Source organism: Methylocystis sp. Sn-Cys, assembly GCF_016745395.1.
Classification (GTDB): Bacteria; Pseudomonadota; Alphaproteobacteria; order Rhizobiales; family Beijerinckiaceae; genus Methylocystis; species Methylocystis iwaonis.
Map to the genome: position 1 here is coordinate 544,001 of NZ_JAERVJ010000001.1, position 26,749 is coordinate 570,749.

Below are 26,749 nucleotides of genomic sequence, written 5' to 3' on the forward strand. Positions count from 1 at the left end.
CGCGACATATTATCCCGCCGTTTCCGAGTTAGAAGATGCCTTCCGGACGGGAACCGGAAGCATCCCGGCGCTGCAGGCAATTTTTTGCCCAAGCGGCCCGGGAGCAAGACGGAAAACGCCTTCCCAATGTCGAGGCGCCCAAAGAGGCGTGACGTCGGCGGCGGCGCAACGGTAAGGCGCGCCTCGGCGTCTCAGGAGGAAATGCTCATGCATAAGCTGTTGTTGTCGACTTCAGTTGGTGTTCTTGCGCTGTTTTCAGTCGGCGCTGCGAAAGCCGACGACGAATTGCTGACCTTGTCGAAAGACCCCAAGCAGTGGGTCTCTCCGACCGGCGACTACGCCAATCTCCGCCATTCGGGCCTCAAGCAGATCACCGCTGACAACGTCGGCAAGCTTGCGCCGGCTTGGCAGTTTTCGACGGGCGTGCTGCGCGGCCACGAGGGCGCGCCGCTCGTTCTCAACAATGTGTCGGTCACCGACAGCTCCGGCAAGACCATCACGACCGACGTGATGTATCTGCATACGCCGTTCCCCAATATCGTCTATGCGCTCGACGCCAAGGATCCGGCGCATCAGATCCTCTGGAAATATGAGCCCAAGCAGGATCCGGCGGTCGTTCCGGTCATGTGCTGCGACACGGTCAACCGCGGCCTCGCTTACGGCGACGGCAAAATCTTCCTCGCTCAGGCCGACACCACGCTGATCGCGCTCGACGCCAAGACCGGCAAGCTCGTCTGGTCGGTGAAGAACGGCGATCCGTCGAAGGGCCAGACCTCGACCGCCGCGCCGCATGTCTTCAAGGACAAGGTGTTCGTCGGCATCGCCGGCGGCGAGTTCGGCGTGCGCGGCCATATCACCGCTTACGACGTCAAGACCGGCAAGCAGGCGTGGCGCGGCTACTCCATGGGCCCGGACGCCGATACGCTGATCGACGCCGAGAAGACCACCCATCTCGGCCAGCCGGTCGGCAAGGACTCCGGCATCAGCACCTGGCAGGGCGACCAGTGGCAGACCGGCGGCGGCACCACCTGGGGCTGGTATAGCTACGACCCCGAGCTGAACCTCGTCTACTACGGCTCCGGCAACCCCTCGACCTGGAACCCGAACCAGCGTCCGGGCGACAACCGCTGGTCGATGACCATCTGGGCGCGCGACCTCGACACCGGCAAGGTGAAGTGGCTCTACCAGATGACCCCCCACGACGAGTGGGACTATGACGGCATCAACGAGATGATCCTCGCCGACCAGGACATCGGCGGCAAGAAGGTCAAGACGCTCGTCCACTTCGACCGTAACGGCTTCGCCTATACGCTCGATCGCACCAACGGCGACCTGCTCGTCGCCGAGAAGTATGATCCGGCGGTGAACTGGGCGACGAAGGTCGACATGGACAAGTCGTCCAAGACCTATGGCCGTCCGCTGGTCGTCGACAAATACTCGACGCAGCACAATGGCGAGGACACGAACACCCAGAACGTCTGCCCGGCCGCTCTCGGCTCGAAGGACGAACAGCCGGCTTCTTTCGATCCGGCGACGGGCCTGTTCATGGTGCCGACCAACCACGTCTGCATGGACTATGAGCCGTTCCGCGTGTCCTACACGGCGGGCCAGCCCTATGTCGGCGCGACGCTGGAAATGTTCCCGGCGGGCAAGGTGCTGGGCGACGGCACGAACCACACCGGCAACTTCATCGCCTGGGACGCGCGGACGGGTAAGATCGTCTGGTCGAACAAGGAGCAGTTCTCGGCCTGGTCGGGCGCTGTGTCGACGGACGGCGGCGTGACCTTCTACGGCACGCTGGAGGGCTATCTGAAGGCGGTCGACACGAAGACCGGCAAGGAGCTCTACAAGTATAAGACCCCGTCGGGCATCATCGGCAACGTGATCACCTATGAATCGGCCGGCAAGCAGTATGTGGCGGTTCTGTCGGGCGTCGGCGGCTGGGCGGGCATCGGCCTCGCGGCCGGTCTGTCGAAGTCGAACGAAGGTCTCGGCGCGGTGGGCAACTACGCCTCGCTCGCCAATTACACCGCCCTCGGCGGCGTGCTGACCGTCTTCGCCCTGCCCAACTAAGCAGAGCGTAAGATAGAAAACCGGCGCTCGGCGAACCCTGACAATAAGGGCCTCGCCGAGCGCTGTCGTTTACGAGTGAATGAAGAACCGACCAGGAGAGTGTGTGATGAGATCGTCGATTGCCGGGGCTGTCGCCCTGGGCGTCATGATGTTTGTGGGAACCTCCGCCATGGCCGAGGCCCCCGGAGATCCCAAAGCCGTCAAATCCGAGAACGGCAAATATTTCGACGCGAAAGGCGATCCCACCTATAACGTCGGCGCCGACGGCGCGGTCGATTGGTACACCTTCTCCGGTTATCGCCGCTATCACGCCGAATGCCACGTCTGCCATGGCCCGAACGGCGGCGGCTCGACCTACGCCCCGGCGTTGAAGGAGTCGGTGAAGCGCTTCAACTACGCCGAATTCGCGGGCATCGTCATCGGCGGCCGTCAGAACGGCAACAGCGTCATGCCGGCCTTCGCCGACAATAAGAACGCCGTCTGCTACATCGACGACCTTTACGTCTATCTCCGCGCGCTGTCGACGGGCGCCGTCCAGCCTGGCCGCCCGGAGAAGAAAGAGCCGGCGCCGGAGGCCTTCAAAAAGGCCGAAGCCGACTGCATGGCCGCCAAGTAAGGCCCGTTACAAAGAGGTCGATCACATGATCGTCTCCCGGACATATCAGCGCGGCCTCGCCGCGCTCCTGTCCTCAGCCGGCGCCGCCGCGATTTTGTTCGCGGCGGCGTCTGGCTTTGCGCAGCATATGGGCCCGGATGCGGGCGCCAAGGGCTCCGACAACGCCGGCGGGATCGAGCTCATCGATCCCAAAACGCTTCGCGTCTGCGCCGACCCGAATAATCTGCCGTTCTCCAACGAGAAGGGCGGAGGTTTCGAGAACAAGATCGCGGAGTTCCTGGCCGCAAAGCTCCACAAGGAACTCGCCTACGCCTTCTATCCCGGCGCGACGGGTTTCGTGCGCAATACGCTCAACGCGCATCTGTGCGACGTCATTCTCGGCATGCCGCAGGGCAATGATCTCGTGCAGCCGACGAATCCTTATTACCGCACGACCTACGCCATGGTGACGCGCGCCGGTTCTGATCTCGACGGGATACAGAACCTCGACGATCCGCGTCTGAAGGAAAAGAAAGGCCGCATCGGCCTCGTCGCCAATACGCCGCCGGGCAATGTCCTCGCCAAGAACGGCATGATCGGCCTCGTGAAGCCCTATCCGCTGATGGTCGACACGCGTGTCGAATCGTCGAGCGCGACGATGATCCACGATCTCGAGACGGGCGACATCGACGTGGCGTTGCTCTGGGGGCCGATCGCCGGCTATTATGCGAAGCAATCGAGCGCAAAGCTCGATGTGACGCTGCTCCCGGAAACCCCGGGCGTACGCATGGCTTTTCGCATTGGATTCGGCGTGCGCAACTCAGACCAGAACTGGAAGCGCGAGCTCAATAATCTCATTGGCCAGAACAAGGCCGAGATCGAAAAGATCCTGGCCGATTATGGCGTGCCCATGCTCGACGAAGCCGGTCAGCCGCTGAGGAAAGCGCAATGAGGCGGCTCGCCGTCGCCGCGCTCATTGCCGCCTTTTCATCGACTGCGTGGGCCGAAACAGTCGCGCCGACGCCAGAGCCTGAAGGTTACCGCCTCGACGCCTACCGCGCGCCCGTGCCTGCGACGCTGAAAGGCGCTGTTGTCGTCGACACTGCGAAGGCTTTCGACGTGTGGCGCGCCAAGGCGGCGGTCTTCGTCGATGCGCTGCCGCATGCGCCAAAGCCCGAGGGCTTGCCGAAGAAGGCTGTTTGGCGCGAGCAGCCGCGTCTCGATATTCCCGGCAGTATTTGGCTGCCCGACACCGGTTTTGGCGCGCTCTCGGAGGCGACGCAGGCCTATTTCGAAAAGGGCCTCGCCAAGGCGACGGGGCAGGACAAAAAGAAGGCGCTGGTCTTCTATTGCCTGACCAATTGCTGGATGTCCTGGAACGCCGCCAAGCGCGCCATGTCGCTCGGCTACTCCAACATCTCCTGGTATCCGGAAGGCACGGATGGCTGGGCCGCGGAAAAGCATCCGCTCGAAGAACGCAAGCCTGAGCCGCGCGAGTAGCTTTTACCGCGTCCGGGCTACGCCATCTCCGCCAAGATTTTGCGCGCCAGCTCGCCGAAACGCTGTTCGATTAGCGCCGGACTTTCGCAAACAAAGCTCGCCATCTTGCGCTGCTCCTCGAAGAGCCGCACGCGCCACTGCAGCGTCTCGGCCGCCTTCCGCATCGACTCGGCGTCGAGCGGCGGCTTTTTGTTCTGCAAATCATAAAAGGCCTGGGTCTCCTCGCGGGTTTTCTCGGCCATCTCCTTGAGGCGACGGCCGAAGCGGTCGAGACCGTTTACGACGTCGCGGCGCTCGTCGTTCATGCGCTCATAGAGACCGGCAAAGAGCATCGTCAGACGTTCCTTGCGATGATCGCCGGCGCTCTTCGAGAATTCGCCAATGAGCTTTTCAGCTTCCTCGATCGGCGTGCGGCGTGCGGCGATGCGCGCCACGAGGTCGGCGATGGCGCCGTCATCGCGCCAGCTCTTTCGCTCTGTCTCGATGGACGGGCCGGTCCAAACGCCGCCCAGCGCGATCTCGGGAACGCGCACCTGCTTACAGGGCCAGTCGCTCTGCGCGGATTGCGCGACTGCCGACGTGGCGAGGAGGAGTTGGGCCGTCAAGGCAAGCGCGAGGTGTCTTCTCATCAGCATGCGCCTATAATGCCTCATGCAGGTCATCCCCGTCATCGATATTCGCAATGGCGTCACCGTGCGCGCCGTCGCGGGTCGACGTTCCGAATATCAGCCGTTGCAGACGCCGCTCGCACAAACGAGCGCGCCACTCGATGTCGCGCGCGGTCTCGCCTCGCTCCATCCGTTTCGCACATTCTATATCGCCGATCTCGATGCGATCGAAGGCCGGAACGATAATTATGCGCTCATCACGCGCATCGGCGGCGCCTTTCCCGACGCGTGTTTCTGGGTGGATGCGGGGATCGCGCGGCGCGCTGACGCCGAGCGTTGGCTCGCCCAGCACAATGTCAATATCGTCATCGGCAGCGAAAGCCTAAAAGACGCGGGCGAATTGCGCGCCGTTAGAAACAATGCGCGTTTCGCGCTCTCATTGGATTTTTCTGCACAAGGCTTCCTCGGCGACGCTGAAATCCAGCGTGACGCCAACTTGTGGCCTGAGAAGGTGATCGTTATGACGCTTGCGCGCGTCGGCGCGGGTCAGGGGCCGGACCTCGGCCGCCTCAATGAAATTCTGTCGCGGGCCAAAGGAAAAAACATCTACGCTGCGGGTGGCGCGCGCGGGATCGACGATCTCGTCGCCCTGAAAGAGGCCGGCGCCGCCGGCGCGCTTGTCGCCACCGCTCTGCATGACGGCCGCCTGAGCCGGGCGGACCTCTCCCGGATTTCCGCAAAATAAAAAAGGGGGGCCGCAACGGGCTCCCCTGATTGCAAAAACTTTCGCGCTTAGTTGGCGGCGAAAGGATGCTTGGCGGTGACGCGCTCCTGGACGACGCGCGAGGCCTTCGGGTCGCCCTTCATCGCGCGAGCGATGGCTTCCTTCGTGGCCTGATAGTTGAAGTCCTGGATCTTCTGGTCGTCGTTGGCTTCCCAGTGGATGAAGACGCCGACGCAGATGAACAGGTCTTCAGCCTTGTCGAGCGGAATGACGCCTTCGGCGACCGAATCCGCAACAGCCTTGGCGACGCCATGCTGGGCCGGGCCGAACATCTGCACGGCCTGCTTGGCGTTCTTGATCGTCACCTTGTTGAACATCATGGTGTAGGGCTTGACGAGCAGGTTCGGGGCGATGACCGCGAGCAGCGTCGTGAAGCCGTCCTTGTTGTTCACGAGGCCGTTGGCGAACGCCTTCTCCGCCGCCGAGCCGCGCGGACCCATGATCAGGTCGATATGGGCGACCTCATTGCCCTCGCCGACGAGCGATTCGCCGACGCCCATCTTGGCGCTGCTGGAGCCCGCGAAGCCCGTCGCCGGCTTCGGAAACAGCGCGCCCAGAATCTTTTCAAAGAAAGAAGCCATGTTCATCCCTCCCGGCGCCATTCGCGTCCAGCGGCTTGTTTATTGCGCGCCCGCGCGGAGCCCGATTGTCCGTTGAACGCCGGATTTGACCGCGGCGCGTATCGTGTTCGGCAGAAAGGGGAGCCGGCTCCGGCTCCCCTGATTATCTCGCTGGCTCGAGCGTTTTCGGATCGAAAACGCTCAGGCGTTCCGAACTCAGTTCGGAGCGAAGGGGTGCTTGGCGTCGTTGCGCTTGGCGACGACTTCGGCGGCCTTCGGCTCGCCGGCGACGGCGCGGGCGATGGCTTCCTTGGTGGCCTGATAGTTGTAGTCCTGGATCTTCTTGTCGTCGTTGGCGTCCCAGTGGATGAACACGCCGACGGAGATGAAGAGGTCGTCAGCTTCCTCGACCGGGATGATGCCTTCGGCGACCGCATCGGCGACGGCCTTGGCGACACCGTGCTGAGCCGGGCCGAACATCTGGACGGCCTGCTTGGCGCCCTTGATGGTGACCTTGTTGAAGAGGATCGTGTTGGGCTTGCAGAGCAGGTTCGGCGCGACAACCGCGAGAAGGGTCGTGAAGCCGTCCTTGTTGTTGACGAGAGCGTTCGCGAAAGCGAGCTCGGCGGCCGAGCCGCGCGGGCCCATGATCAGGTCGATGTGAGCGACTTCGTTGCCTTCGCCGACGAGCGACTCGCCCACCAGCATCTTGTTGATCTTCGCCATTTGTGCGTTCCCTTTCAGCTTCCCCCAAGCGTTCGCGCGCTGCGCGCCGCGACCGCCTCTATCCTTCGTTTTCGACGTCGGCCTAATCGCCCGACCGGTTAGCCGGATAGCCGCGAGACCACCCCGCGCGGCGCGGACTCAACCATTTTTGTGGGCTTTTGCCAAGATGGCGGGAAGCGAATCGGCGAAAAGAACGCCTACCGTCAGGTCTGCGCTCGTGCCCGGATTGATTTTGTTTTTCTTAAGGTTCTGGTCGAAATCGAGCGCCAATGCGAAGGCTTCGTCGCGCCGCGGGGCGCTTTCGATGCGTGCGGCTGCGCATATGGCGTCCTCACGAACGGCGCGCGCTTTTTCAATTCCATACTTGCGGACGATGTGGCTGTCGGGGAAAGCGGCCAGAAACGCCAGATATGTTTCGAGCGTTGCGCGCGGCGCGTCATGGCCGCGCGCGCGGGCGCGCTGCAGCGCGTCGAGCCCGGTCTCGAAAATATCGACGAAATGATGGGCGTATTGATAGCCGATACGGTCGCGATCGGCGCTCGCGCGCATGGCTTCCAGCAAAGACGTCTGCGCCGGGCCGGAGACGTCATGCTCATTCGCCGCGCCGAGGCCCGCGGGATTGGCGCGGCTGATGGCGCGGAACGCAGCGTCGGCGTCGGCGACGTCGAGCGCCGCGAGCACGCGCGCGGTCTCCCGGCGAAGGTCGGGCGATTCGGCGGTCAGCACGGCGTGGGCGAGCGGTGCGCAGAGCAGGATGATGCCGAGATTGGTGTTTTGAGCGACCGCCGCCCAGGTGGCCTCGACTGCGCCGAGGATGCGTTGGCCGACGCTCGCGCCGGGCGCGGCGATGAAAGGCGCGGCCGCGCGGGCGCTCTCGATGAAGTCCCGCGCCTCCATGCCATGGCCCGGCGCAAAGTGATGCACATTGCCGGGCTTGGGCGCGGCAAGCTCCGCCTCGCAGGCCGCGACGAAGGCTTGGGCGACCGCGGCATTGATTGGGGCGAGGGGGGCTGTCACGTTGCGAATGATATGCTTACCCGAGGGGAGGCGTCCGAGAGCGTCGCTCAGATTGCCGACAAAGTGGCGGTGACGCCCCTCGTGCTTCGAGACGCCTGCTGTGCAGGCTCCTCAGCATGAGGGGCTTCCGAAACTTCGTCAAACACTTAGGCCTCATCCTGAGGAGCGAGCGAAGCTCGCGTCTCGAAGGAGAGGCCGCCTCGAGGTTTATCATCGAACTGGGCGGCCTGCGAGAGCGCCGCTGCGTCGCTCATCCTAACGCGCTCACCGCATTGCGGCGAGCGGGAAGGAGGGAAAGCGCGTCAGCCGCCAGCCGCTCGGCGATGGAGAAGGGCGTGATGCGTTGCAGGCCGCTCCAGCCCGGCATGCTGTTGACTTCCAGAACCATGGGCCGCCCTTGCGCGCTCGTGATGAGATCGACGCCGGCGACGATCGTTCCCATGGCCTCCGACGCTGCAAGCGCCATGTCGCGCTCTTCGCGCGTCGGCTCCGCTGCGACGGGCTTTGCTCCCTGGCGCACATTGGTGATCCAATGACTCGAACGACGTTTCATCGCCGCGACTGCCTCGCCGCGTGAAACGAGAATCCGCATGTCTTCATAGGGCGGGCGCTCAGGGCCGACGAAGCGCTGCAGATAATAGACGCCCCGGGCCTCCCCGAGCGAAGGAATGTCGCTTTCCTTTTCCACGAGCCGCAAGCCCCAGCCTTGGGCGCCGAAAAGCGGCTTCATCACAAGGACGCCGCTGGCGCATTCCCGCCGCGCGATTTCACGGGCCTGCGCCAGGGATTGCGTCGCGAAGGTCTCGGGCGCCGGGACGCCGGCGCGCGCGAGCAGAAAGCTCGCCATGCTTTTGTCGGTGCAGCGCTCGATCGACCGAGCGTTGTTCACGAGCGGAACGCCCAAGGCTTCCAGCGCATGCAGCACGCCGAGCCGCATGGTGATCGCCTCCAGCGAGCCGTCGCCGATGGCGCGCACGACGACGAGGTCGGGAAGCGCGTGAAAGCCTGGAATGGCGAGGCCGTGCGGGCGGGACGAATCGATCCGGCAGGCGGAAAGCCGCACGGCGACCGGCGTCGCCCCCAATGCGCGGAAAGCTGCAAGCGTGTGCTCGACATGCCAGTCGAGCTTGTCGGTGAAGACGGCGACGCGGGGCAGCCCGCTCTCGCCGCGTCCAGGGCTACCGCATGCAGACATCGTCAATTCGCCGCCTCGTCATGGCCGGGCTCGTCCCGGCCATCCACGCCGCGCAATGGTAGCTCATATGGAGGAATGGGTTTGAACTCCCGCCCCAGGGTAGGCCGTGCACACTGGCGTGGATGGCCGGGACAAGCCCGGCCATGACGGTTCTCACACGTGGGAAGGCCTCTCCCCATTTTCACGGGGAGAGGCGACTAATCAGCCGCCGAACGACTTGTCGAGCAGCGCCTCGTCGATCTTGCCGGCGCGGAAGGTTTCGCCGGTTTCGACCGCCGTCACCAGCGCTTCGGCCGGCGAGAACAGGCTGCCGTCGATCTTGTAGAAGTCGCCCTTATAGGCCTTGAAGATTTCCGCGAAAGGCTGGCCGTAGTCGCGAGAAGTGCTGCTCGGCAGCTTTTCCGCGAGCTCCTTGGCCGCCGCCGCGGGGCCCTTCACGAAGAGATGCGCGCGGCCGGCGTAGATGATGGCGTCATTGGTGCGGCCCATCGCCTGGATGAAATCGGGATGGGGCGGCGAGAGCGGCGCGGTCGCAATGCCGTCCACGATGTTCTCCAGCGGGAAATGCAGCTCATGCGCCTTGTGCAGCGCCACCTCGAGCACGCGGCCCACGACCTGAACGCTGCCGGCGAGCGACTGCGTGGGCGCGTAGACGAAGGCGACCTTGTCGGGGGAAACCTCGGATTTCGCCGCGACCTTCTCGACGACTTCCTTGGGCGGCGGCGCGGCCGATTCCAGCACGATCGTCACGCGGTCGGCGCGATCCTTATAGGAAAGCTCCTCGAAGAGCTTCTCGACGCGCGCCTGGGCGCGGCCCGGGCCCGAGCCCAGGGCGAAGAATTTCTCGTGTTGCAGGCTCCAGCCGGCATATTGGCTGGCGAGGCAGGCGACGACGGGATCATTGCTGGAGACGGTGAGCCAGAACGGCCATTTCGCGGCGCCCGGCGCATGGGAGAGCGTGACCTTGCCCAGACCGCCCATGCAGATTTCCGTGAGCAGCAGGCCGGCGTCGACGCCGCCCGCGGCCTTGGCGCCCGCGTCGATCAGCAATTCGCCGAGGCTGCCGCGCGACACCGAAACGCGATAGCGCTCGGCGCCGGCGACGAGACGGTCGACGATCTCGCCCGCGAGAGTGTTGACGCTGGCCGTGACGCGGCCGGTGTTTTCGCTAGCGCTCACTAGTGGTCCTTCCCTCGAAATTTCTGTGGCTCTACCGCTCGATTCCCGGCGCTCTATAAAAGCGGAGAATCCCGCCAGCGGCAGGCGCGGGCGCGAACTTATCGGTCTTTGCGGCGAAACGAAAGCGGCTCGCGACGCGCAAGCGTCCAGATGGTTTTAACCTCTGTCGCATAAGTTTCAAACAAGAGGCGTAGGCGGAGTTCTCTTCATTGGGTGGGCGATATGGACAGGCAGGAGTTCAGGGTGCACGAGATTTCCTTACGGGACGCGACAATCGCCGCGCTCGCGGTCCTCGGCGTCGTCCTCGCTAACATTGGCGTGGTCCGCGCCCTGGATATCGCGCTGGACGCCATCCACCGCTAAACTCAGCTAGAGCGCGAGAAATCCCAGCCTTCCGCCCAACAGGTCGGAAGGCTTTGTTTTTTCAACGCCGATCGGAGCCTTTTGCCCGCCCGCCTCATCCGGATGGATAATTGAGCCACAGTAGCGCTGTGGCAGAATTTGTCGCGATTTTGTCATTGTGCGCGTCCGCGTCAGGCCGGAAAGTATTTGTATGACAAGCGTTGAGCCTCCATTCGATCTCCGTGGCGCTCTATGGCCTGAGCCGGTTCGTTCGGATATCCGACGGAACCGAAAAATAGGCATTCTGATCTATCCTGACTTTGAAATTATCGATCTTTGCGGCCCGCTTGACGTTTTCTATTACGCCGACCGCGCTCTCGGCTGCGAGCGGGCGAGCGAGCCGGGCTATGAATGCGTCGTCATCGCACAGACGAAGGGGCTCGTCAGAGCCAAATGCGGCCTCGAACTCAGAGCGACCCACGATTGTAGCGAAATTCCCACGGGTCTCGACACGCTGCTCGTCGCTGGCGGCGAGGGCGCCTTCGCCGCTTGCGAAGACGAGAGCCTCATAGACTGGATCAAGGGCATATCGGGTGGCGTGCGGCGTCTCGCCTCGATTTGCACGGGCGCTTTCCTCCTCGCCAAAGCCGGGCTTCTCAATAATCGCAAGGTGACGACCCACTGGCTCTGGTGCGATCAGCTCGCGGCGGCCTATCCCTCTCTTTGCGTGGAGGCAAACCGCATCTTCGTGCGTGACGGCGGCGTCTACACCTCCGGCGGCATTACAGCCGGAATCGATCTGGCGCTCATGCTGATCGAAGAAGATCTCGGCCGGGAAGTCCCGCGCATGGTGGCGGGCATGATGGTCGTCTTCCTGCGCCGTCCCGGTGGACAGGCGCAATTCAGCCCTTTCCTCCAGGCGGAGACGGGAAACTGCCGGGACATCGCCGAGCTGAAATCATGGATCCTCGGCAATTCGAGCGAAAACCTCACGGTCGAGCGGCTCGCCGAGCAGCTTGCGATGAGCCCGCGCAACTTCGCCCGGCGGTTTCGCGCGGAGACGGGCATGACGCCCGCGCGCTTTGTCGAATATGCCCGTGTCGAGGCCGCGCGCTGCCGACTCGAACAGACCAGCCTCCCCCTTCAGACCATTGCGGAAATCTGCGGCTTTACGACGATCGAGCGCATGCGGCGCGCCTTCAAGCGGAATCTCGCCGTCGGCCCGAATGAATATCGAGAGCGCTTCCAATCGACTTTCCTACAATAGGAGAGGCTTCCCATGAAAATCTTGTTCCTGACGACGGCGCATAACAGTCTCAGTCAGCGCCTTTTGATCGAGCTGACGCAGCGCGGCCACAAAGTCGCGGTGACCATCGCCGACAGCGGCGCGGCGATGCTCAACGCGGTCGAGGCCCAAGACCCCGACCTCATCATCGCGCCCATGTTGAAGGCGGCCGTGCCGGAGGAGATTTGGACGCAGCGCGTCTGCTTGATCGTGCATCCGGGAATCATGGGCGATCGCGGGCCGTCTTCGCTCGACTGGGCGATTATGGACGGCGAGAGGCGCTGGGGGGTGACAGTGCTGCAGGCGGCGGCGGAAATGGACGCGGGGCCGATCTGGGCGAGCCATGAGTTCGACCTGCCGGAGGTCGCCGACGCTAAGGGCAGCCTTTACCGCAACGAGGTGACGGAAGCGGCCGTGCGCGGGGTTTTGGAAGCGGTCGACAAGTTCGAATCCGGCAGCTTTAAGCCCTGGCCGCTCGATTATTCCTGCCCGCTCACGCAGGGCCGGCTGCGCCCGACCATGATGCAGAAGGATCGCGCCATCGACTGGACGCGCGACCCGACCGACGACGTCGTGCGCAAGATTCGCGCGGCCGACAGCGCGCCGGGCGTTTTGGACGAGCTGTTCGGCCTGCCGGTGTTTCTCTATGGCGCGCATTATGAAGACGGGCTGAAGGGGCCGCCGGGAACGATCATCGCCAAGCGCAATGGCGCGATCTGCCGCGCCACGATCGATGGCGCGGTCTGGATCACGCATCTCAAGCTCAAAAGCGATGCGCACGACGCCAATTGCCGCTTTGCGGAACAGGGTTGCGATTACTGCAACGAGCATTTCTGCCCGGTGTCGGGGATCAAGCTGCCGGCCGGCGACATACTGGGTCCCTTGCTGCGCGGCGCGCCGGAATCGGCGCTGCGCGTGGACGAGGAAATCGATTACCAGACTTTTCGCGACATCCGCTATGTCGAGCGTGGCGGCGTCGGGCACATCCATTTCGATTTTTACAATGGCGCGATGAGCACGGAGCAATGCTATCGTCTGCGCGACGCCTTCCTTCTCGCGCGCAGCCGGCCGACGCGCGTGATCGTGCTGCACGGCGGCAAGGACTATTTCTCCAATGGCATCCATTTGAACGTCATCGAGGCGGCCGAGGACCCAGCGCTCGAATCGTGGCGAAACATCAACGCCATCGACGATCTCGTTTATGAGATCGTCAGCACCATGTCGCATATCGTCATCGCGTCCATGTGTGGCAACGCCGGCGCGGGCGGCGCGATTCTGGCGCTCGCCGCGGATCGCGTCTTTGCGCGCGAGGGCGTCGTCCTCAATCCGCACTATAAGAGCATGGGCGGGCTCTACGGCTCCGAATACTGGACCTATCTTCTCCCCAGACGCGTCGGCGCCGCGCGCGCGCATGACGTAATGAACGGTTGCCGGCCGATGGGGACGCATGAGGCCAAGGCGATCGGCTTCATCGACAATGTCTTCGGCGGCAATGCGCAAAGCTTCCAGCAGGAAGTTACAGAGCGGGCGGCCCATCTCGCAACGCGCATGGATTTCTGGAATCTGCTGCGTGAGAAGCATGAAAAGCGCGTGAAGGACGAGCGGGTGAAGCAGCTCGCGGCCTATCGCGCCGAGGAGCTCGCGCGGATGCGGATCAATTTCTTCGGACCCGATCCTTCATATCACCTTGCTCGCGAAAGATTCGTCTTCAAGGGCCGTGCGCCAACGGCGAGGCCGACGACACCCTCAGTTCGTCGTGAGCTTGCAAGCCGCTGATCCGTATGAGGCCGGGGGCGTGTCCTCTACGCCTTCACGCCGCGCCTTGCGAGAGACCAGCTACGGTAGGCCCCCGGCGTCATTCCGGCGTAACGCCGGAACGCGCGCCGGAAGCTCGTCTCGTCCGCATAGCCCGACGCGCTGGCGAGCTGTTTCACCGAACTCTGCGTCGTCTCCAGCAGCATGCGCGCCGTCTCGAAGCGCACGCGGTCGAGAAAGCTTTTGGGCGTCTCGCCGGTAAATTCCTTGAGGCGCCGATGCAGCGTCCGATCCGAGACTCCGAGCGCCTGCGCCAATTGCGCGGATGTCAGCGGCGAGTCGCCCGCCTGCCGCACAATATGTTCGGCTTGCAGGATGAAGGGATTGGACGCCGAGACATGGCCGGGCGGGATGTAGATCGTCTGGGTCGACGGCGCCGCGTCGACCACGGTGAAGTCCGCCGCCGTTTTTGCGGCTTCATCGCCGACAAGCGCGCGAATGAGATGGAGAGAAAGATCGATCCATGAGAGCGGGCCGCCGGCGGTCACCACGCGGCGATCTTCGATCAGCGACGCGCCGCGCGCCGCGTCGGCGCGGGGATAGCGCGCTTTCAATTCATCGTGCCGCCACCATGTCGTCGTGCAGCGGCGCCCGTCGAGCAGGCCCGCCTCGCCGAACAGGAAGACGCCGTTGCAGGCGGCGGCGACAATCGCGCCCAAAGCGTGCTGGCGCCTCAACCAGGCGGCTGCGGCGCTGATCTCGGGCGTCGGCGGCAGAGAATTGCCGCCCTCGCAGAAGAAGGGCGGGACGATGACGGCCGCGCATGAATCGAGCGTGCCGAAAGCCTCGTCCACCGCATGCGTCCGGCCCGAGCCGTCGCAGATCGGCGCGCCACTCTGGCTGACCGTTACGACGCGATAGGGCGACGGCCGCTCTTTCGTCTTCAGCATGCGCCTGCTGAGCATCAGGAGATCGGCCGCGCCGATGAATCCGAGGCCCAAGCAGTTTTCGTAACCGAGAACGGCGATATCCATAACCTGACCCGCTTGGCGGAAAATGCCTGTCTTGTGGCAAATTCGCTGTCTGACTTTGCAAGAGTAATGGCAAATTCGCCATGCTGGCAAGCGTAAGGCGCTCTTTATCCTCCTTCCTCACCGGAAACGCCGGTCGTTTCCCGGTCGCAATGGAGAAGAAAAATGAGTGCAACGACACAAACTGCAGCAGGCGCCGCAGCGGCCGAAAAGCCGATCGTGGATCTTAGAGGCATGTGGATCGGATTGGGGCTGCTCAACAGCTTCTATTTGATCGTCCGCGTCTATGAGCAAGTCTTCGGCTGGCGCGCGGGCCTCGATTCATTCGCGCCCGAGTTCCAGACCTATTGGATGTCGATCCTGTGGTCGGAAATTCCGCTGGAGCTGATCGCGGGCCTTGGCCTCGCCGGCTATCTTTGGAAGACCCGCGTGCGCGATATGTCGCTTGTCACGCCGCGTCAGGAAATGCGCGCCGTCGTCGATAATGTGAAATGGCTCGTCTGCTATGCGGCGGCGATCTATTGGGGCGCGTCCTTCTTCACCGAGCAGGATGGCACCTGGCATATGACGGTGATCCGCGACACGGACTTCACGCCCTCGCATATCATCGAGTTCTATATGAGCTACCCGATCTATTCGATCCTGGCGGTCGGCTGCTTCTTCCACGCGAGGACGCGCATCCCTTACTTTTCCAAGGGCTATTCGCTCGCCTATCTGATCGTCTCAATCGGCCCCTTCATGATCATCCCGAATGTCGGCCTCAATGAATGGGGGCATACGTTCTGGTTCATGGAGGAACTCTTCGTCGCGCCGCTCCATTGGGGCTTCGTGTTCTTCGGCTGGATGGCGCTCGGCGTCTTCGGCGTCGTGCTTCAGCTCCTGCTGAACGTGCACCGCCTACTCGGCAAGGAGGGCGTCGCGCTCCTCACCGAGTGATTTGAAAGAGGCGCGCCACAATCTCGCCCCAGCCCTCCCGCAACGGGGCAAAGGGAATGGCTGTCGTCAAGCTCAAGATCGCCTTCCGACGCCCAGGGTCGGGAGGCGATTGATTTTGGCTACCCTCTCTCGATGAATTCCAGCGCGATTCCGCCAGCCATCGGGGCCTCGCCTTTTTCCTTGGCGTCGGCGAGGCGGTCGAGACGGATGAGGGCGAGGCCCTCTTCGCCGATCGCAGAGCCCGTGACGCCGATCTCGACATCGCCCGCGCGGATCGATTCGCCGGGCTTGGGCGCGCCGCCGGGGGCGCGATATTGCGTCACGCGCTTGCGCACGAGATTGCGATGCTTCATGCGCGAGACGACCTCCTGGCCGACATAGCAGCCCTTCTTGAAGTCGAGACCGGCGAAGAGGTCCATATCGGCTTCATGTGGGAAAGCGTCGCTATAGTCGAAATCGACGCCGCCCAGCGGCACGCCGGCGCGGATGCGGCGCATCTCATAGTCTGCGAGCGGACCGGAGGCGGCGATCTTGCCTTTTTCCGCAAGCGCGCGCCAACCGAGCGCCTCGGCGCGGGGGTCCGGCGCCAGCGCGATCGCTGGCGCTTCCGGGCGCTCCGCCGCGTCCGGGAAAGCGACGGCCTCCAGCCTGTCGCTGAGATTCGTCACGGTGATCTTCGCGCGCAGCTTGTACAGGTTCAGCCGCTTCTCGAGATCGTCCGCGAGCGAAAGCGGACAATCGAGTAGGAAACGTCCCTCTCCCAACGCGAAGACGACAAAATCGAAGAGAATTTTACCTTGCGGCGTCAGCAGGGCGGCGAAGCGCGCGTCGCCCGGCTCGAGGGACTTCACATCGTTCGTCACGATATTGTGAAGAAATTTGGCCGCGTCTTCGCCGCTCACCTCGACGACGCCGCGGTCCGTCAGCAGGATCGCTGTGGTCATTTTCTGTTCCTGTTGCTTGAGCGCGCAAGACATATCGCACGCTCGCTCGCGCATTCGACTGGCGCATTTGACTTGGCGCATCGGCGACTTGTGCTTATCTAGGCAGGATCGCTGCAAACGGGGCGCCATTCATGCCGCAGACATTCGACGTCATCCTATCTGGAGGCACGCTCGTCAACCAGGACGGCGAGGGCTTGCGGGATGTGGGGGTTCGCGGCGGCAAGATTGCCGCGATCGGCGATCTCTCCCGCGCTTCGGCCGGCGAGACGATCGATTGCACGGGCCTTCATATTCTCCCCGGCGTCGTCGATTCGCAGGTGCATTTTCGCGAGCCGGGGCTTGCGCACAAGGAAGACCTCGAATCAGGCTCGCGTAGCGCCGTTCTTGGCGGCGTGACGGGCGTTTTCGAAATGCCCAACACCACGCCCCTCACAACGGGCGAAGCCGAGCTTGCGGACAAGGTCGCGCGCGCGACGGACCGCATGCATTGCGACTTCGCTTTCTGGGTCGGCGGCACGCATCAGAACGCCAAACACGCCGCCGAGCTCGAAAGGCTGCCGGGCGCGGCGGGCATCAAGGTTTTCATGGGCTCGTCGACGGGTTCGCTGCTCGTCGCCGACGATGAGGGCATTGCCGAGGTGCTCGCGCATACGCGCCGGCGCGCAGCCTTCCATAGCGAGGACGAATATCGCTTGAACGAGCGCAAGGATTTGCGCGTCGAAGGCGATCCGCGTTCGCATCCCATTTGGCGCGACGTCGAGACGGCGCTGCGTTCGACCCTGCGCCTGTTGAAGATCGCACGCGAGAAGCGCGCGCTGATCCATGTGCTGCATGTGACGACGGCGGAAGAGATCGAGCTTCTGTCGCATCACAAAGATCTGGCGAGCGTCGAGGTCACGCCCAATCATCTCACGCTCGACGCCTCCGCTTATGAGCGGATCGGCACGCTGGCGCAGATGAATCCGCCGGTGCGCGAGGCGCATCACCGCGACGCGCTGTGGGAAGGCTTGCGGCAGGGCGTCGTCGACGTTATCGGCTCGGATCACGCGCCGCATACGCTCGAAGAAAAGGCGCAGCCCTATCCGAAAAGCCCGTCCGGCATGACGGGCGTGCAGACGCTGGTGCCGCTGCTGCTCAACGCCGTGAACAATGGCAAGCTGACGCTCGCGCGCTTCGTCGATTTGACGAGCGCCGGCCCGCTGCGCGTTTTCGGCATGGCTGGTAAAGGCCGCATCGCCAAAGGCTATGACGCGGATTTCACTGTCGTGGATATGAAGCGGTGTGAGGTCATCCGCAACGAGTGGATCGCTTCGCGCGCCTGTTGGACGCCATTCGACGGCGCGGAAGTCACGGGTTGGCCGGTGGGGACCTTCGTGCGCGGCGCGCGGGTGATGTGGGAGGGCGAGCTGGTGACGCCCTCTCGGGGCAAGCCAATACGGTTTCAGCAGGCGTTGTGACGAGCTGAAGCGCGCCTGAAGGCGCGCGGTCCAATGCGGCGCCCGGACCGCGCGCCTTCAGGCGCGCTTGCGCTCACGCTGGCGCAAGGAGAAGGCTGGTTTCGCTTCGCGCGACACCCTCGATCGACCTTACCGTCGACAGCACCCTGTCGAATTCCCCCAGATTGGCGACCTCGATCTCCGCAATGAGATCATAAGCCCCATTTGTGCTGTAGAGCGCGTGAATCTCAGGCAGGCCACGGAGCACTTGTACGACACGGCGGGTGCTCTTTCCTGCGACCTCGATCATCATGATCGCGCGGATGCGGTCGTCGTCTGCGACGCTCTTCAACCGCACGGTAAATCCCAGAATGACCTCGGACTCGATCAAGCGGTCGAGCCTGTTCTGCACCGTGCCGCGCGAGACGCCGAGCCGCTTCGCCAACTCGGACAGCGAGGCTCTGCCGTCCGCCCTCAACTCGGCGATCAAGCGGCGGTCGAGATCGTCCATGCCTGCGTCCCTGTCGAATTGCAGATAGCTTATGTCAATTTGCTCAATAAGCTACGATATTATGCATATATTTGTGATTTTTATCGATGCCGGCCACCCGTAACATCAGGCGCACGCCGAGGATGTTGGAGGCTTGGATATGGTCACTTTTCTGAACGCCTCAGACGTGGCCAAGATTGTGCGCCGCGTTGGCGCGCGCCGTTTCTGGGAGCGTCTGGTCGAGGGTCTTCGCGACGATTTCCTGCGCTGGGATCGTTTCGACAAATGCGCGCGCTTCGCCAGCCATTCGCCCGGCGGCGTCATCGAGCTTATGCCGGTGAGCGACGGCGAGGTTTTCGCCTTCAAATTCGTCAATGGCCATCCCGGCAACACCCAGCTTTGCCTGCAGACCGTCGTGGCCTTCGGGGCGCTGGCCGACGTCGCGACGGGCTATCCGGTCTTCATGTCCGATATGACGCTCGCGACGGCCTTTCGCACGGCGGCGACGTCCGTTCTGGCGGCGCGCCATCTGGCGCGGCCGGGAACCCGCACGATGGCGCTCATCGGCCTCGGCGCGCAATCGGAATTCCAGGCCTGGGCTTTCCACGAGGTTCTCGGCATCGACCGGCTGCGCATTTTCGACGTCGACGAAGAGGCCGCCGACAAGTTCGAATCCAACGTCGCGGGGTTTGGTCTCGGCATAACGCGTTGCGACAATGCGCGTCACGCGGCGCACGGCGCGGATATCGTCACGACAATTACGGCCGATAAGAAGCGCGCCACGATTCTGTCCGAGGACATGATTGCGCCCGGAACGCATATCAACGCCGTCGGCGGCGACTGTCCCGGCAAGACGGAACTATCGCGCGAGTTGCTCCTGCGCTCGGACATTTATGTCGAATATGCGCCGCAGACGCGGCTCGAGGGCGAGCTCCAGCAGCTCCCCGCCGATCATCCGGCCACTGAGCTGCACGAGCTTCTCGCCGGCCGCAAGCCGGGCAGGGCGTCCAAAGACGCCATCACGATCTTCGACAGCGTCGGCTTCGCGGTCGAGGATTTTTCGGCGCTGCGACTCTTGCGCGACCTCGCGCGTGAAACCGGCGTTGGCGCTGGTTTGGAGCTGACGGCCGCGCCGACGAATCCGAAAGACCTCTTCTCCCTGTTGCATCCTCTCGAAACGGGGCAGGCGCGCGGCGACGCGCTTCCCGAGCCGATGAAACTCTCCGACTAACTTCCCTCTCTCTCCAGGAGCCTCCTCGACGTGAACGTCCATCTCAAAGCCGAAACCATGCACGAGCCGAATCGTCGCGCCGCGCAGCCAGGCGCGCGCATCCTCATGTGCGCGCCCGACCATTTCGGCGTCGATTACGTCATCAACCCTTGGATGGAGAACCAAATCGGCCGCGCCGATCTCGCGCGCGCGCGCGAGCAATGGGAAAATTTACGCCGCCACCTCGGGGCCAATGTCTCTCTGGATTTTGTCCCGCCCGCCGAGGGCCTGCCCGATATGGTATTCACGGCGAACGCCGGACTGGCGATCGGCGACACGGTCGCGGTCGCGCGCTTCCACGCCAGGGAGCGTCGGCCCGAGGAAGATCTGTTTCGCGACTGGTTCGAAGCGCGGGGCTTCACGATCGCGCCCTGGCCCGAGGACATCGCCTTCGAGGGCGCCGGAGACGCTTTGCCCGATCGTGCGCAGCCTCTGATCTGGTGCGGGCATGGCTGGCGCTCGCATGCGCGGGCGGCGGCGCATTTGGCCGACATCTTCGACCGCGAGGCTGTCGGGTTGAAGCTGGTCGATCCCCGCTTCTATCACCTCGACACGTGCCTCTGCCCGCTCTCCGGCGGGTGGCTGATGTATTATCCGGGCGCCTTCGATGAGGCGTCGCGCGCGGAGATCGCGGCGCGCGTTCCTGCGCAGCGGCGGATCGAAGTCGACGAGGCCGACGCCATGGGCTTCGCCTGCAACGCCGTCGAGGCGGGCGGCCGAGTCTTTATGAACGCCTGCTCGCGTTCCCTCCAGGGGCGTCTTGCGGCGGCAGGCTTTCAACCGGTGGTGACGCCGCTATCGGAATTCCTGAAATCCGGCGGCGGCGCCAAATGCCTCACGCTCGAAGTGCAGTCGCACCGCGCTTATTCCGAACAGACCGCGCGCCGGCCGGTCCTCTCCTCGGTGAGCTGACCGGAGATGCGCGGTCCGTCGTGGACCTTGATGCTCACGATGCCGTTGTAAAAGCCGAAGCGATAGTCGCGCTTCATCGGATAGGAGCTTCCATCGGGCCCGACGTAGAAGCAGTGGGAGCTATATTCGGGGTTCGCCAATCGCGAAATCGAGCAATGGATCTCGTAAGGCAGCGGCGCGCAATGCAGCGCAACGTCCTTATTGGGAACCATCCAATTCGACGAAGCGACCGAGCCCGCGAGGGCGGGCGACGAAAGTAACGGTAAGAGAAGCGCAAAGCCGGCGAAACGCTGGCGCCGATCGTTCAGCATCGATCATCCTGACTGCAACCGCGCTGCTGCGCGGTTGCAATTTTTTGCGTGTCAGACCGCGATCTTAGATCAGCTCGCCGCGCGTCACCAGCAGGTGCAGCCGCCGCCGTAGCCGTAGGTAGCCGGATAATAGGGAGCCGCGGAATAGCCGTAGGGATAGCCGCCATAGCCGTAGTAGCCGCCGTAATAGGGCGAGGAAGCCGCCGCGCCGAGCGCCAGACCGCCGAGCAGGCCGGCCGCCGCCGCGCCGCCATATCCCCAGCCGCTGCCCCAGCCGCGACCCCAGCCGCCATATCCCCAACCACGGCCCCAGCCGCCATGCCCCCAGCCACCGAAGCCATGGCCCCAACCGCCGCCGCCCCAGCGACCCCAGGCCGCGTCGGCGGGCGTCGCGACGGAAAGCGCGCCGACCAGCATGGTGGCCGCGAGCGCCGCGGTAAACGTCTTACTCAGGTTCCTCATCGCCTTCTCCTGGGTCCTTGTCCGCCAAAGCCCCAACGCCACTCCCTGCAACGCGAACCCGGTTTTGTTGTTCCTTCAGCTTTTGAACAGGATTTGGCCCCGCCATTTCGAACGTCGGCTATTTCCGCTCGCGCCGCAGGCGCTAGCTCATTGTTCTCTCGCAAGGAGACGGCAATGACCAAACAGAATGAAACGGCGCCGCGCAACGAAGGCGAAGGCAACCGCACGGCCGCCAGGCAATATAATGAGGCGCAGCGGAAATTCGTCGAGAGCGGCAAAGTCGAGCAGGCGGCGAAAGACGCCGAACATGCGCTCGAAACCGAAGAGGCCGAGGAGCTGAAGCGCGCCGAAGAAAAAGGCCGTGCGCACGCCAAACCGCATGAGGAGAAGCGGGAGATATGATAGGGGATCCGCTTGATTGGTTCGGGTGTCATTCCCGACGCTCGCGCAGCGAGCGATCGGGAATCCAGAGCAAAACAGCGCTATTTTGGCTCTGGATTCCCGATCGGGCCTTTGGCCCGTCGGGAATGACAAGCGTGAACGCGAGCCATTCAAACGGAAAAGGTCCGAGCGCTTTTTAGTCCTCGCTCCAGAAATAATGCCACACGCCATCCGACGCGATGGCGATGCGCGCCGGACGCGGCCTGCCCTCGGCGTTGGAGCGGGCGAGGTCGGCGAAGCGCACACAGGCCCAGCGCCCGCGAGCCTCGTCCTCATTGACGGGCGGCGTCGGCCGGCTGGCGAAGGCCGGCCACTCATAGAGCGTCACCGGACCGCGCGTGATCGTCACATAAGGCTGCGCGAAAACGGCGCGCGCTATGGCGATCGTCTCGCGTCCCTTTTTGTCGAAGGACAGCGCCTTCAAAATTTCGATCGGATCGGTTCCCGCTTTGAAGCTCCCGCTTTTCGCAAAGAGCGGCCGAACCTCGTTCCAGTCTATCGGAATCCGCAGCGCCTCGACGTCGTTCTTCTCCAGCGCGGCCAGGATCTTGTCCCGGATCGCCCGCACCGGCGCCGGCAGCGCGGCGAGATCGGTCAAAGGCTCGGACACGACGTCCTTCGCGGCTTTTTTCGTTTTCATGCCGCATGTTAACCGGGCCGCCCCGCAAAAGGCGAATTCTTCCTTCTTCTGCTTAGCCTTCGGGCCGCATGGATTGTATAGTCGGCGGCAGACCGCCATCTCTACCGGGACGCCGTCTCGCCGGAGCGCGAATGGACCTTTCCTCGAAGAATGAAAACAGCCGGCTGAAAAGCGCGGGCCCGTTGGAATATGCGCTGCGCCGCTCAGTGACGGCGATCCTGGCCGAGCGGCTGCTGAGGCTCGGCGCGGCGCTGGTGACGCTGGCTCTGTTTTTCGTGGCGCTGTCGTGGCTTGGGTTTTGGCGCGCGGTTCCGGTCGAAGCGCGTATGCTCGGCGTGTCACTCTTCGGCTTTCTGGCGCTTTACCTCGCCTCCCGTGAAATCGCCCGCGGCCTGCCCAAGCGCAGGGCCGCCGCCGCGCGCCTCGACGCCGCCGCCGATGGTCCGCTGAAGCCGGCCGCCTCGCTCGACGATACGCTTGCGGCGCAAAACGCCGATCCCGCCACCGCCGCCCTCTGGGCTCTGCATCGCAAGCGGCTGGAGACGGCGCTGGCGCAGACGCCCGTCGCCGCCCCGCGCCCGCGCCTGCCCGAACGCGACCCTTATGCGCTGCGCGCTTTGGCGCTGGTCGCCGCCGTCGCCGCGGCCTTCGTTGCAGGGGATGAAAAGCGCGCGCGGCTCGCCGCCGCTTTCGACTGGCGCGCCATTCATCTGCTGGAGCCGGCGCAGCGCATTGACGCCTGGTTCGATCCGCCGGCTTACATGGGGCGCCCGCCCATCGTGCTCGGGCAGGAGAGCGGCGCGGTTCAGGCGCCCGTGAATTCGACGCTGCGGCTGCGGCCGACGGACGCCAATGTCTCTGTCGAAGGCGCGCTGACGCCAATCGACTCCGCGGAGAAGAAGGAGCGGGGCTTTGGTCTCGCCGGGGACGCCCGGATCGATCTTTCCGATGGCCGCAGCTTCGCGATCGCCGCCATTCCCGACCTCGTCCCCACAATCGAGCTTGTCGGCAAGCCGCGCAACAATGCGCGCGGCACGATGACGCTCTCCTACCGCGCCGAGGACGATTACGGCGTCGTGAGCGCCGAGGCCGTGTTCAGCAAGCCGGCCGCCGGCCGCGCGCTTTACGAGCCGCCGCGCTTGCCGTTGGAGCTTCCGGCTGGCGCCGGCGGATTGGGCGAAGGCCGCGCCACGCTCGATCTCGCCGACAGCCCCTATGCGGGCGCCAGGATGACGATGCGTCTCGTCGCGAAGGACGCCGCCGGCAATGAGGGCGCTTCCGACCCGACCGAGGTGACGCTGCCGCAGCGCCGCTTCACCAAGCCGCTCGCCAAGGCGCTCGTCGAGCAGCGGCGCATTCTGGCGCTCGATCCCGACCAACGCGCCAATGTGCGCGCGGCGCTGGAGGCGCTGTCGATCGCGCCCGAGGTTTTCGACACGCCCTCCGCCGTCCATCTCGGCCTGCGCGCCGCGCGCCGCAGCCTGGAGGGAAAGCCCGACGACGACGCATTGCGCGGCGTCGCCGACATGCTCTGGGCCATGGCTCTCAGTCTCGAAGACGGCAATGCGCCGGAAGCCGAGCGCGATCTGCGCGCCGCCGAACAGGCGCTGCGCGAAGCCTTGGCGCGCGGCGCCAATGACGAGGAGATCGCCAAACGCACGCAGGATTTGCGCGCCGCGCTCGATAAATTCCTCGAGCAGCTCGGCGCCCGCGCGCAGCCGCCGGATCAGCAGCAGAGCGAAAGCGCGAGCGATCCGGACAGCGTCACCCCCAGCGACCTGCAGGCCATGCTCGACGACATCGAAAAGGCGATGAAGTCCGGGGATATGGCCGAGGCGCAACGGCTCCTCGACGAATTGCAGGACATTATGGAGAACGCCCAGACGGGCGACGCTAGCGGCGCCCAGAACGCCGCCCGCGAGAAAAAGCGCCGCGAGATGCAGCGGGCGCTCTCCGAGATCGACCAGCTTGCGCGCGAAGAGCAGCAACTGCGCGACGACACCTTCCAGGGGATGAAGAACCCCACGGACGACGACGCCCGCAGGCCGCAACAGCGCGGGGGCAAGAAGGCCCAGGCGCAGGCGGGCGACGACGCCGGTCCGGAGCGCCAGCGCCAACAGGGCCTGCGCGACAAGCTGGAGCGCCAGCAGGATGCAATGAAGGGTGAAGCGGGCGAGGCCGGCGAGGCGCTCGACGACGCCCGCAAGTCGATGAAGGAAGCGGAAGAGGCGCTGAAACCCGGCGGCGAGGGACGCGGCAAGGCGGTCGACGCCCAGGGCCGCGCCGTGGAGTCTCTGCGCAAGGGCGCCGACAAGCTCGCCGAGCAGATGCGCGGCGACGGCCAGCAGGGCGAGGAAGGCGAAGAGGGCCAGAGCGGCAAGGGCCATGGCAAGGCGCGCGGGCGCTTCGGCCAGGGGCGCGATCCGCTCGGGCGCTCGTCGGGCGGCCAGCGCGCCTCGCACGAGAAATATGATCCGCTCGGCCTGCCGCCGGCGCAACGGGCCCATCGCGTGCAGGAGGAGCTGCGCCGCCGCCTCGGCCAGCCCGAGCGCCCGACGGAGGAGCTGGATTATCTGCAACGCCTGCTGCGGCGGTGAAACTGACGAATTCGGGGCTCCCGATCGACATTGCTGGGCGTGAGCCAATCCCTCCCCTTTACGGGGAGGGTGGCCCCGCGTAAGCGGGGTCGGGTGGGGTAAAGCCCCAACGACGGTCGTAGCGGCGTGAACCCCACCCGGCGGCCTCTGGCCGCCGACCTCCCCGTAAAGGGGAGGTATGGAGCTCTACTTGCTGCGGATTAACCTGCCCGGGAGTTGATCGCCTTGTCCAATACGCTGGTCTTCGTCGCCGCCGCGGCGGTTTTCGCGGTGCTCCTCGCCGGCTTCATCAATATGTTTCGTGGCGGCGAGGGCGCGCCCCAGCGGTCGCAGACGCTGATGCGCTGGCGCGTCGGCCTGCAATTCGTCGCGCTCGCCATTGCGCTGGCGGCGCTTTATTTCAAAGGACGCTGATCGACGTGGTGAAGCTCGACAGGATTTACACGAGGGGCGGCGACAAGGGCGCCACCTCGCTCGCCACCGGCGCCCGTCGTCGCAAGGATGACATTCGCGTCGAGGCTTACGGCGCAATCGACGAGACCAACGCCGCGATTGGCGTGGCGCGTCTTGCGGTTGCCGACGCCGCGCTCGACGCCATGCTGGAGCGCATTCAGAACGATCTCTTCGATCTCGGCGCCGAGCTTGCGACCCCGCACGATCCCGCCAAGCCGCTCGATCCGTCGATGCGGCTCGTCATCCTCCCCTCGCAGGTGGAGCGGCTGGAGAAAGAGATTGATACACTCAACGCCGATCTCGCGCCGCTGCGCTCCTTCGTGCTGCCCGCCGGGACGCCCGTCGCCGCGCATCTGCATCTTGCGCGCACCATCTGCCGCCGCGCCGAGCGCGTGATGGTGACGCTGATGCAGACGGAAGGCGAGGAGCTTTCGGCCGTAGCGCTTGCTTATGTAAATCGTCTCTCCGACTTCCTATTCGTCGCCTCGCGCTACGCCAATCGCGAAAAGGGCGACGTGCTGTGGAAGCCGGGGGCGACGCGGTGAGTAAAGAAAAGCAGATTGAGGAAAGGTCACATGGAGTATGAGCTGGATACCATCAGGGATGCCCCGAAAAGGCGTGAACGTGATTTCGTATCTCTTTTCAATGCACTTTGGTACAAAGATTTTCCAGTAGTATATGGAAAAGAACGCGGGGTGTCACGCGCCAACTGGACCACACACATCGCGAGTGTCGTAAAACAGTCCAGCGATTTGCTGGGCCTCCTTACTCGGTTTGAAACCGGAAATCGAACTGACGCTGTAATTCAACGATTCGAGAGCGATAGGCTGTGGGCAAAAGTAGAGTGGGAATGGATCCAGGTTTTTCGACCGCAAGTGAACGAGCTTTGTAAGCTGCGAGAGGCAGCGGATAGCTGCGATGTATCTATATTTATCGGCTACGCCCATATCGATAACCGCGAAGTTAGCCTCAATAAAATAAGGGAGGAATGGAATGGCTGCGGCAAACCTCTCCTAATTTTCTTGATAACTTTTAGAGAGATTGAGGACCGTGCTCGCGTTTTTGACAAGTTAGAGACATACCGGATTACTAACGGATCGCTTCGCAGAATCCGTCGGCAGCCCGCTTTGCCGTGGCAGGTCGAGGGCTCAAGGTGGCAGGCGGAGCGGGGTCAATAGCGGCTTTTTTCTGAACACGACAAGCCTCT

Annotated in this window: 28 protein-coding genes; 16 read left to right on the forward strand and 12 right to left on the reverse strand. The window is 63.9% G+C overall.

All coding sequences use genetic code 11. The annotated features are described in order from the left end of the window. Positions 1 to 207 precede the first annotated feature (207 nt). From JJT62_RS02480 to JJT62_RS02495, 4 genes are all read left to right on the forward strand, one after another. On the forward strand, positions 208 to 2,073 hold the full coding sequence (locus JJT62_RS02480; protein ID WP_202071092.1) for a methanol/ethanol family PQQ-dependent dehydrogenase: 1,866 nt from the start codon (positions 208 to 210) through the stop codon (positions 2,071 to 2,073). A gap of 148 nt (positions 2,074 to 2,221) precedes the next feature. Further along, positions 2,222 to 2,689 (forward strand): c-type cytochrome, methanol metabolism-related, encoded by a 468-nt coding sequence (locus JJT62_RS02485; RefSeq protein ID WP_165054980.1) that lies wholly within the window; start codon positions 2,222 to 2,224, stop codon positions 2,687 to 2,689. A 25-nt stretch (positions 2,690 to 2,714) separates the two neighbouring features. Then, complete coding sequence (locus JJT62_RS02490; RefSeq protein WP_202071093.1) at positions 2,715 to 3,620, forward strand: substrate-binding domain-containing protein; 906 nt, start codon at positions 2,715 to 2,717, stop codon at positions 3,618 to 3,620. Then, positions 3,617 to 4,168, forward strand: coding sequence for a PQQ-dependent catabolism-associated CXXCW motif protein (locus JJT62_RS02495; protein ID WP_202071094.1), 552 nt, complete (start codon positions 3,617 to 3,619; stop codon positions 4,166 to 4,168). The genes JJT62_RS02490 and JJT62_RS02495 overlap by 4 nt, the downstream gene beginning before the upstream one ends. Before the next feature lie 17 nt (positions 4,169 to 4,185). Here the strand turns inward: JJT62_RS02495 and JJT62_RS02500 are convergent, their stop codons facing one another. Continuing rightward, positions 4,186 to 4,797, reverse strand: a complete 612-nt coding sequence (locus JJT62_RS02500) for a hypothetical protein (RefSeq protein ID WP_202071095.1) — start codon at positions 4,795 to 4,797, stop codon at positions 4,186 to 4,188. A 22-nt stretch (positions 4,798 to 4,819) separates the two neighbouring features. Between JJT62_RS02500 and JJT62_RS02505 the strand changes: the two genes are divergently transcribed. Continuing rightward, positions 4,820 to 5,521, forward strand: coding sequence for a HisA/HisF-related TIM barrel protein (locus JJT62_RS02505; RefSeq protein ID WP_202071096.1), 702 nt, complete (start codon positions 4,820 to 4,822; stop codon positions 5,519 to 5,521). Between the two features lie 47 nt (positions 5,522 to 5,568). Here the strand turns inward: JJT62_RS02505 and fae (JJT62_RS02510) are convergent, their stop codons facing one another. The 5 genes from fae (JJT62_RS02510) to mch all read right to left on the reverse strand — a co-directional run bounded on the left by fae (JJT62_RS02510) (position 5,569) and on the right by mch (position 10,237). Continuing rightward, positions 5,569 to 6,141, reverse strand: coding sequence for a formaldehyde-activating enzyme (fae, locus tag JJT62_RS02510; protein ID WP_165054957.1), 573 nt, complete (start codon positions 6,139 to 6,141; stop codon positions 5,569 to 5,571). A 195-nt stretch (positions 6,142 to 6,336) separates the two neighbouring features. Continuing rightward, positions 6,337 to 6,846, reverse strand: a complete 510-nt coding sequence (fae, locus tag JJT62_RS02515) for a formaldehyde-activating enzyme (RefSeq protein ID WP_165054956.1) — start codon at positions 6,844 to 6,846, stop codon at positions 6,337 to 6,339. Positions 6,847 to 6,984: 138 nt separating this feature from the next. Then, positions 6,985 to 7,863 (reverse strand): triphosphoribosyl-dephospho-CoA synthase, encoded by an 879-nt coding sequence (locus JJT62_RS02520; protein ID WP_370568470.1) that lies wholly within the window; start codon positions 7,861 to 7,863, stop codon positions 6,985 to 6,987. Positions 7,864 to 8,113: 250 nt separating this feature from the next. Then, positions 8,114 to 9,058, reverse strand: a complete 945-nt coding sequence (locus JJT62_RS02525) for a RimK family alpha-L-glutamate ligase (protein ID WP_202071097.1) — start codon at positions 9,056 to 9,058, stop codon at positions 8,114 to 8,116. A gap of 201 nt (positions 9,059 to 9,259) precedes the next feature. Beyond that, the gene (mch, locus tag JJT62_RS02530; RefSeq protein ID WP_202071098.1) at positions 9,260 to 10,237 is read right to left on the reverse strand and encodes a methenyltetrahydromethanopterin cyclohydrolase; all 978 of its coding nucleotides are present in this window, start codon (positions 10,235 to 10,237) and stop codon (positions 9,260 to 9,262) included. A 553-nt stretch (positions 10,238 to 10,790) separates the two neighbouring features. Between mch and JJT62_RS02535 the strand changes: the two genes are divergently transcribed. After that, entirely contained in the window at positions 10,791 to 11,846 is a 1,056-nt protein-coding gene (locus JJT62_RS02535) for a GlxA family transcriptional regulator (RefSeq protein ID WP_202071099.1), read from the forward strand. A 12-nt stretch (positions 11,847 to 11,858) separates the two neighbouring features. After that, complete coding sequence (locus tag JJT62_RS02540) at positions 11,859 to 13,640, forward strand: hydrogenase maturation protein (protein WP_202071100.1); 1,782 nt, start codon at positions 11,859 to 11,861, stop codon at positions 13,638 to 13,640. A gap of 26 nt (positions 13,641 to 13,666) precedes the next feature. On the opposite strand, the gene JJT62_RS02545 is transcribed toward JJT62_RS02540, so the two are convergent. Then, positions 13,667 to 14,653 (reverse strand): GlxA family transcriptional regulator, encoded by a 987-nt coding sequence (locus JJT62_RS02545; protein ID WP_202071101.1) that lies wholly within the window; start codon positions 14,651 to 14,653, stop codon positions 13,667 to 13,669. 162 nt (positions 14,654 to 14,815) lie between these two features. Here JJT62_RS02545 and amoC point away from each other — a divergent pair, with 162 nt between their 5' ends. Then, positions 14,816 to 15,586, forward strand: coding sequence for a bacterial ammonia monooxygenase, subunit AmoC (amoC, locus tag JJT62_RS02550; protein ID WP_202071102.1), 771 nt, complete (start codon positions 14,816 to 14,818; stop codon positions 15,584 to 15,586). Between the two features lie 119 nt (positions 15,587 to 15,705). On the opposite strand, the gene JJT62_RS02555 is transcribed toward amoC, so the two are convergent. Beyond that, positions 15,706 to 16,530, reverse strand: a complete 825-nt coding sequence (locus JJT62_RS02555) for a folate-binding protein YgfZ (RefSeq protein ID WP_202071103.1) — start codon at positions 16,528 to 16,530, stop codon at positions 15,706 to 15,708. Positions 16,531 to 16,661: 131 nt separating this feature from the next. On the opposite strand from JJT62_RS02555, the gene JJT62_RS02560 reads away from it, so the two are divergent. After that, positions 16,662 to 17,987, forward strand: a complete 1,326-nt coding sequence (locus JJT62_RS02560) for a dihydroorotase (protein ID WP_202071104.1) — start codon at positions 16,662 to 16,664, stop codon at positions 17,985 to 17,987. A 73-nt stretch (positions 17,988 to 18,060) separates the two neighbouring features. Here JJT62_RS02560 and JJT62_RS02565 read toward each other — a convergent pair whose 3' ends face one another. Further along, positions 18,061 to 18,477, reverse strand: a complete 417-nt coding sequence (locus JJT62_RS02565) for an Lrp/AsnC family transcriptional regulator (RefSeq protein ID WP_202071105.1) — start codon at positions 18,475 to 18,477, stop codon at positions 18,061 to 18,063. Positions 18,478 to 18,616: 139 nt separating this feature from the next. Here JJT62_RS02565 and JJT62_RS02570 point away from each other — a divergent pair, with 139 nt between their 5' ends. Together JJT62_RS02570 and JJT62_RS02575 are read left to right on the forward strand one after the other, a co-directional pair. Then, positions 18,617 to 19,687, forward strand: coding sequence for an ornithine cyclodeaminase (locus JJT62_RS02570; protein ID WP_202071106.1), 1,071 nt, complete (start codon positions 18,617 to 18,619; stop codon positions 19,685 to 19,687). 30 nt (positions 19,688 to 19,717) lie between these two features. Continuing rightward, positions 19,718 to 20,638 carry a dimethylarginine dimethylaminohydrolase family protein gene (locus JJT62_RS02575; protein ID WP_370568471.1) on the forward strand — a complete coding sequence of 307 codons (921 nt, stop codon included), beginning with the start codon at positions 19,718 to 19,720 and terminating at the stop codon, positions 20,636 to 20,638. Here JJT62_RS02575 and JJT62_RS02580 read toward each other — a convergent pair. Together JJT62_RS02580 and JJT62_RS02585 are read right to left on the reverse strand one after the other, a co-directional pair. Beyond that, on the reverse strand, positions 20,590 to 20,949 hold the full coding sequence (locus JJT62_RS02580; protein WP_202071107.1) for a hypothetical protein: 360 nt from the start codon (positions 20,947 to 20,949) through the stop codon (positions 20,590 to 20,592). The two genes, JJT62_RS02575 and JJT62_RS02580, sit on opposite strands and share 49 nt — an antisense overlap. Positions 20,950 to 21,033: 84 nt before the next feature. Continuing rightward, positions 21,034 to 21,411, reverse strand: coding sequence for a hypothetical protein (locus JJT62_RS02585; RefSeq protein WP_202071108.1), 378 nt, complete (start codon positions 21,409 to 21,411; stop codon positions 21,034 to 21,036). 174 nt (positions 21,412 to 21,585) lie between these two features. Between JJT62_RS02585 and JJT62_RS02590 the strand changes: the two genes are divergently transcribed. Further along, positions 21,586 to 21,813, forward strand: coding sequence for a hypothetical protein (locus JJT62_RS02590; RefSeq protein WP_202071109.1), 228 nt, complete (start codon positions 21,586 to 21,588; stop codon positions 21,811 to 21,813). A 175-nt stretch (positions 21,814 to 21,988) separates the two neighbouring features. Here JJT62_RS02590 and JJT62_RS02595 read toward each other — a convergent pair whose 3' ends face one another. Further along, positions 21,989 to 22,492, reverse strand: a complete 504-nt coding sequence (locus JJT62_RS02595; protein ID WP_202071110.1) for a hypothetical protein — start codon at positions 22,490 to 22,492, stop codon at positions 21,989 to 21,991. Positions 22,493 to 22,623: 131 nt separating this feature from the next. Here JJT62_RS02595 and JJT62_RS02600 point away from each other — a divergent pair, with 131 nt between their 5' ends. The 4 genes from JJT62_RS02600 (at position 22,624) to JJT62_RS02615 (ending at position 26,720) form a co-directional block, all read left to right on the forward strand. Continuing rightward, a complete protein-coding gene (locus tag JJT62_RS02600; RefSeq protein WP_202071111.1) occupies positions 22,624 to 25,089 on the forward strand; it encodes a TIGR02302 family protein in 2,466 nt (821 codons plus the stop codon). A 225-nt stretch (positions 25,090 to 25,314) separates the two neighbouring features. Beyond that, positions 25,315 to 25,503: a twin transmembrane helix small protein gene (locus tag JJT62_RS02605; protein WP_370568472.1), complete on the forward strand. Its 189-nt coding sequence runs from the start codon at positions 25,315 to 25,317 to the stop codon at positions 25,501 to 25,503. Between the two features lie 5 nt (positions 25,504 to 25,508). Then, on the forward strand, positions 25,509 to 26,087 hold the full coding sequence (locus JJT62_RS02610; RefSeq protein ID WP_202071113.1) for a cob(I)yrinic acid a,c-diamide adenosyltransferase: 579 nt from the start codon (positions 25,509 to 25,511) through the stop codon (positions 26,085 to 26,087). A gap of 30 nt (positions 26,088 to 26,117) precedes the next feature. Next, positions 26,118 to 26,720: a hypothetical protein gene (locus JJT62_RS02615; RefSeq protein WP_202071114.1), complete on the forward strand. Its 603-nt coding sequence runs from the start codon at positions 26,118 to 26,120 to the stop codon at positions 26,718 to 26,720. Positions 26,721 to 26,749: the final 29 nt, after the last annotated feature.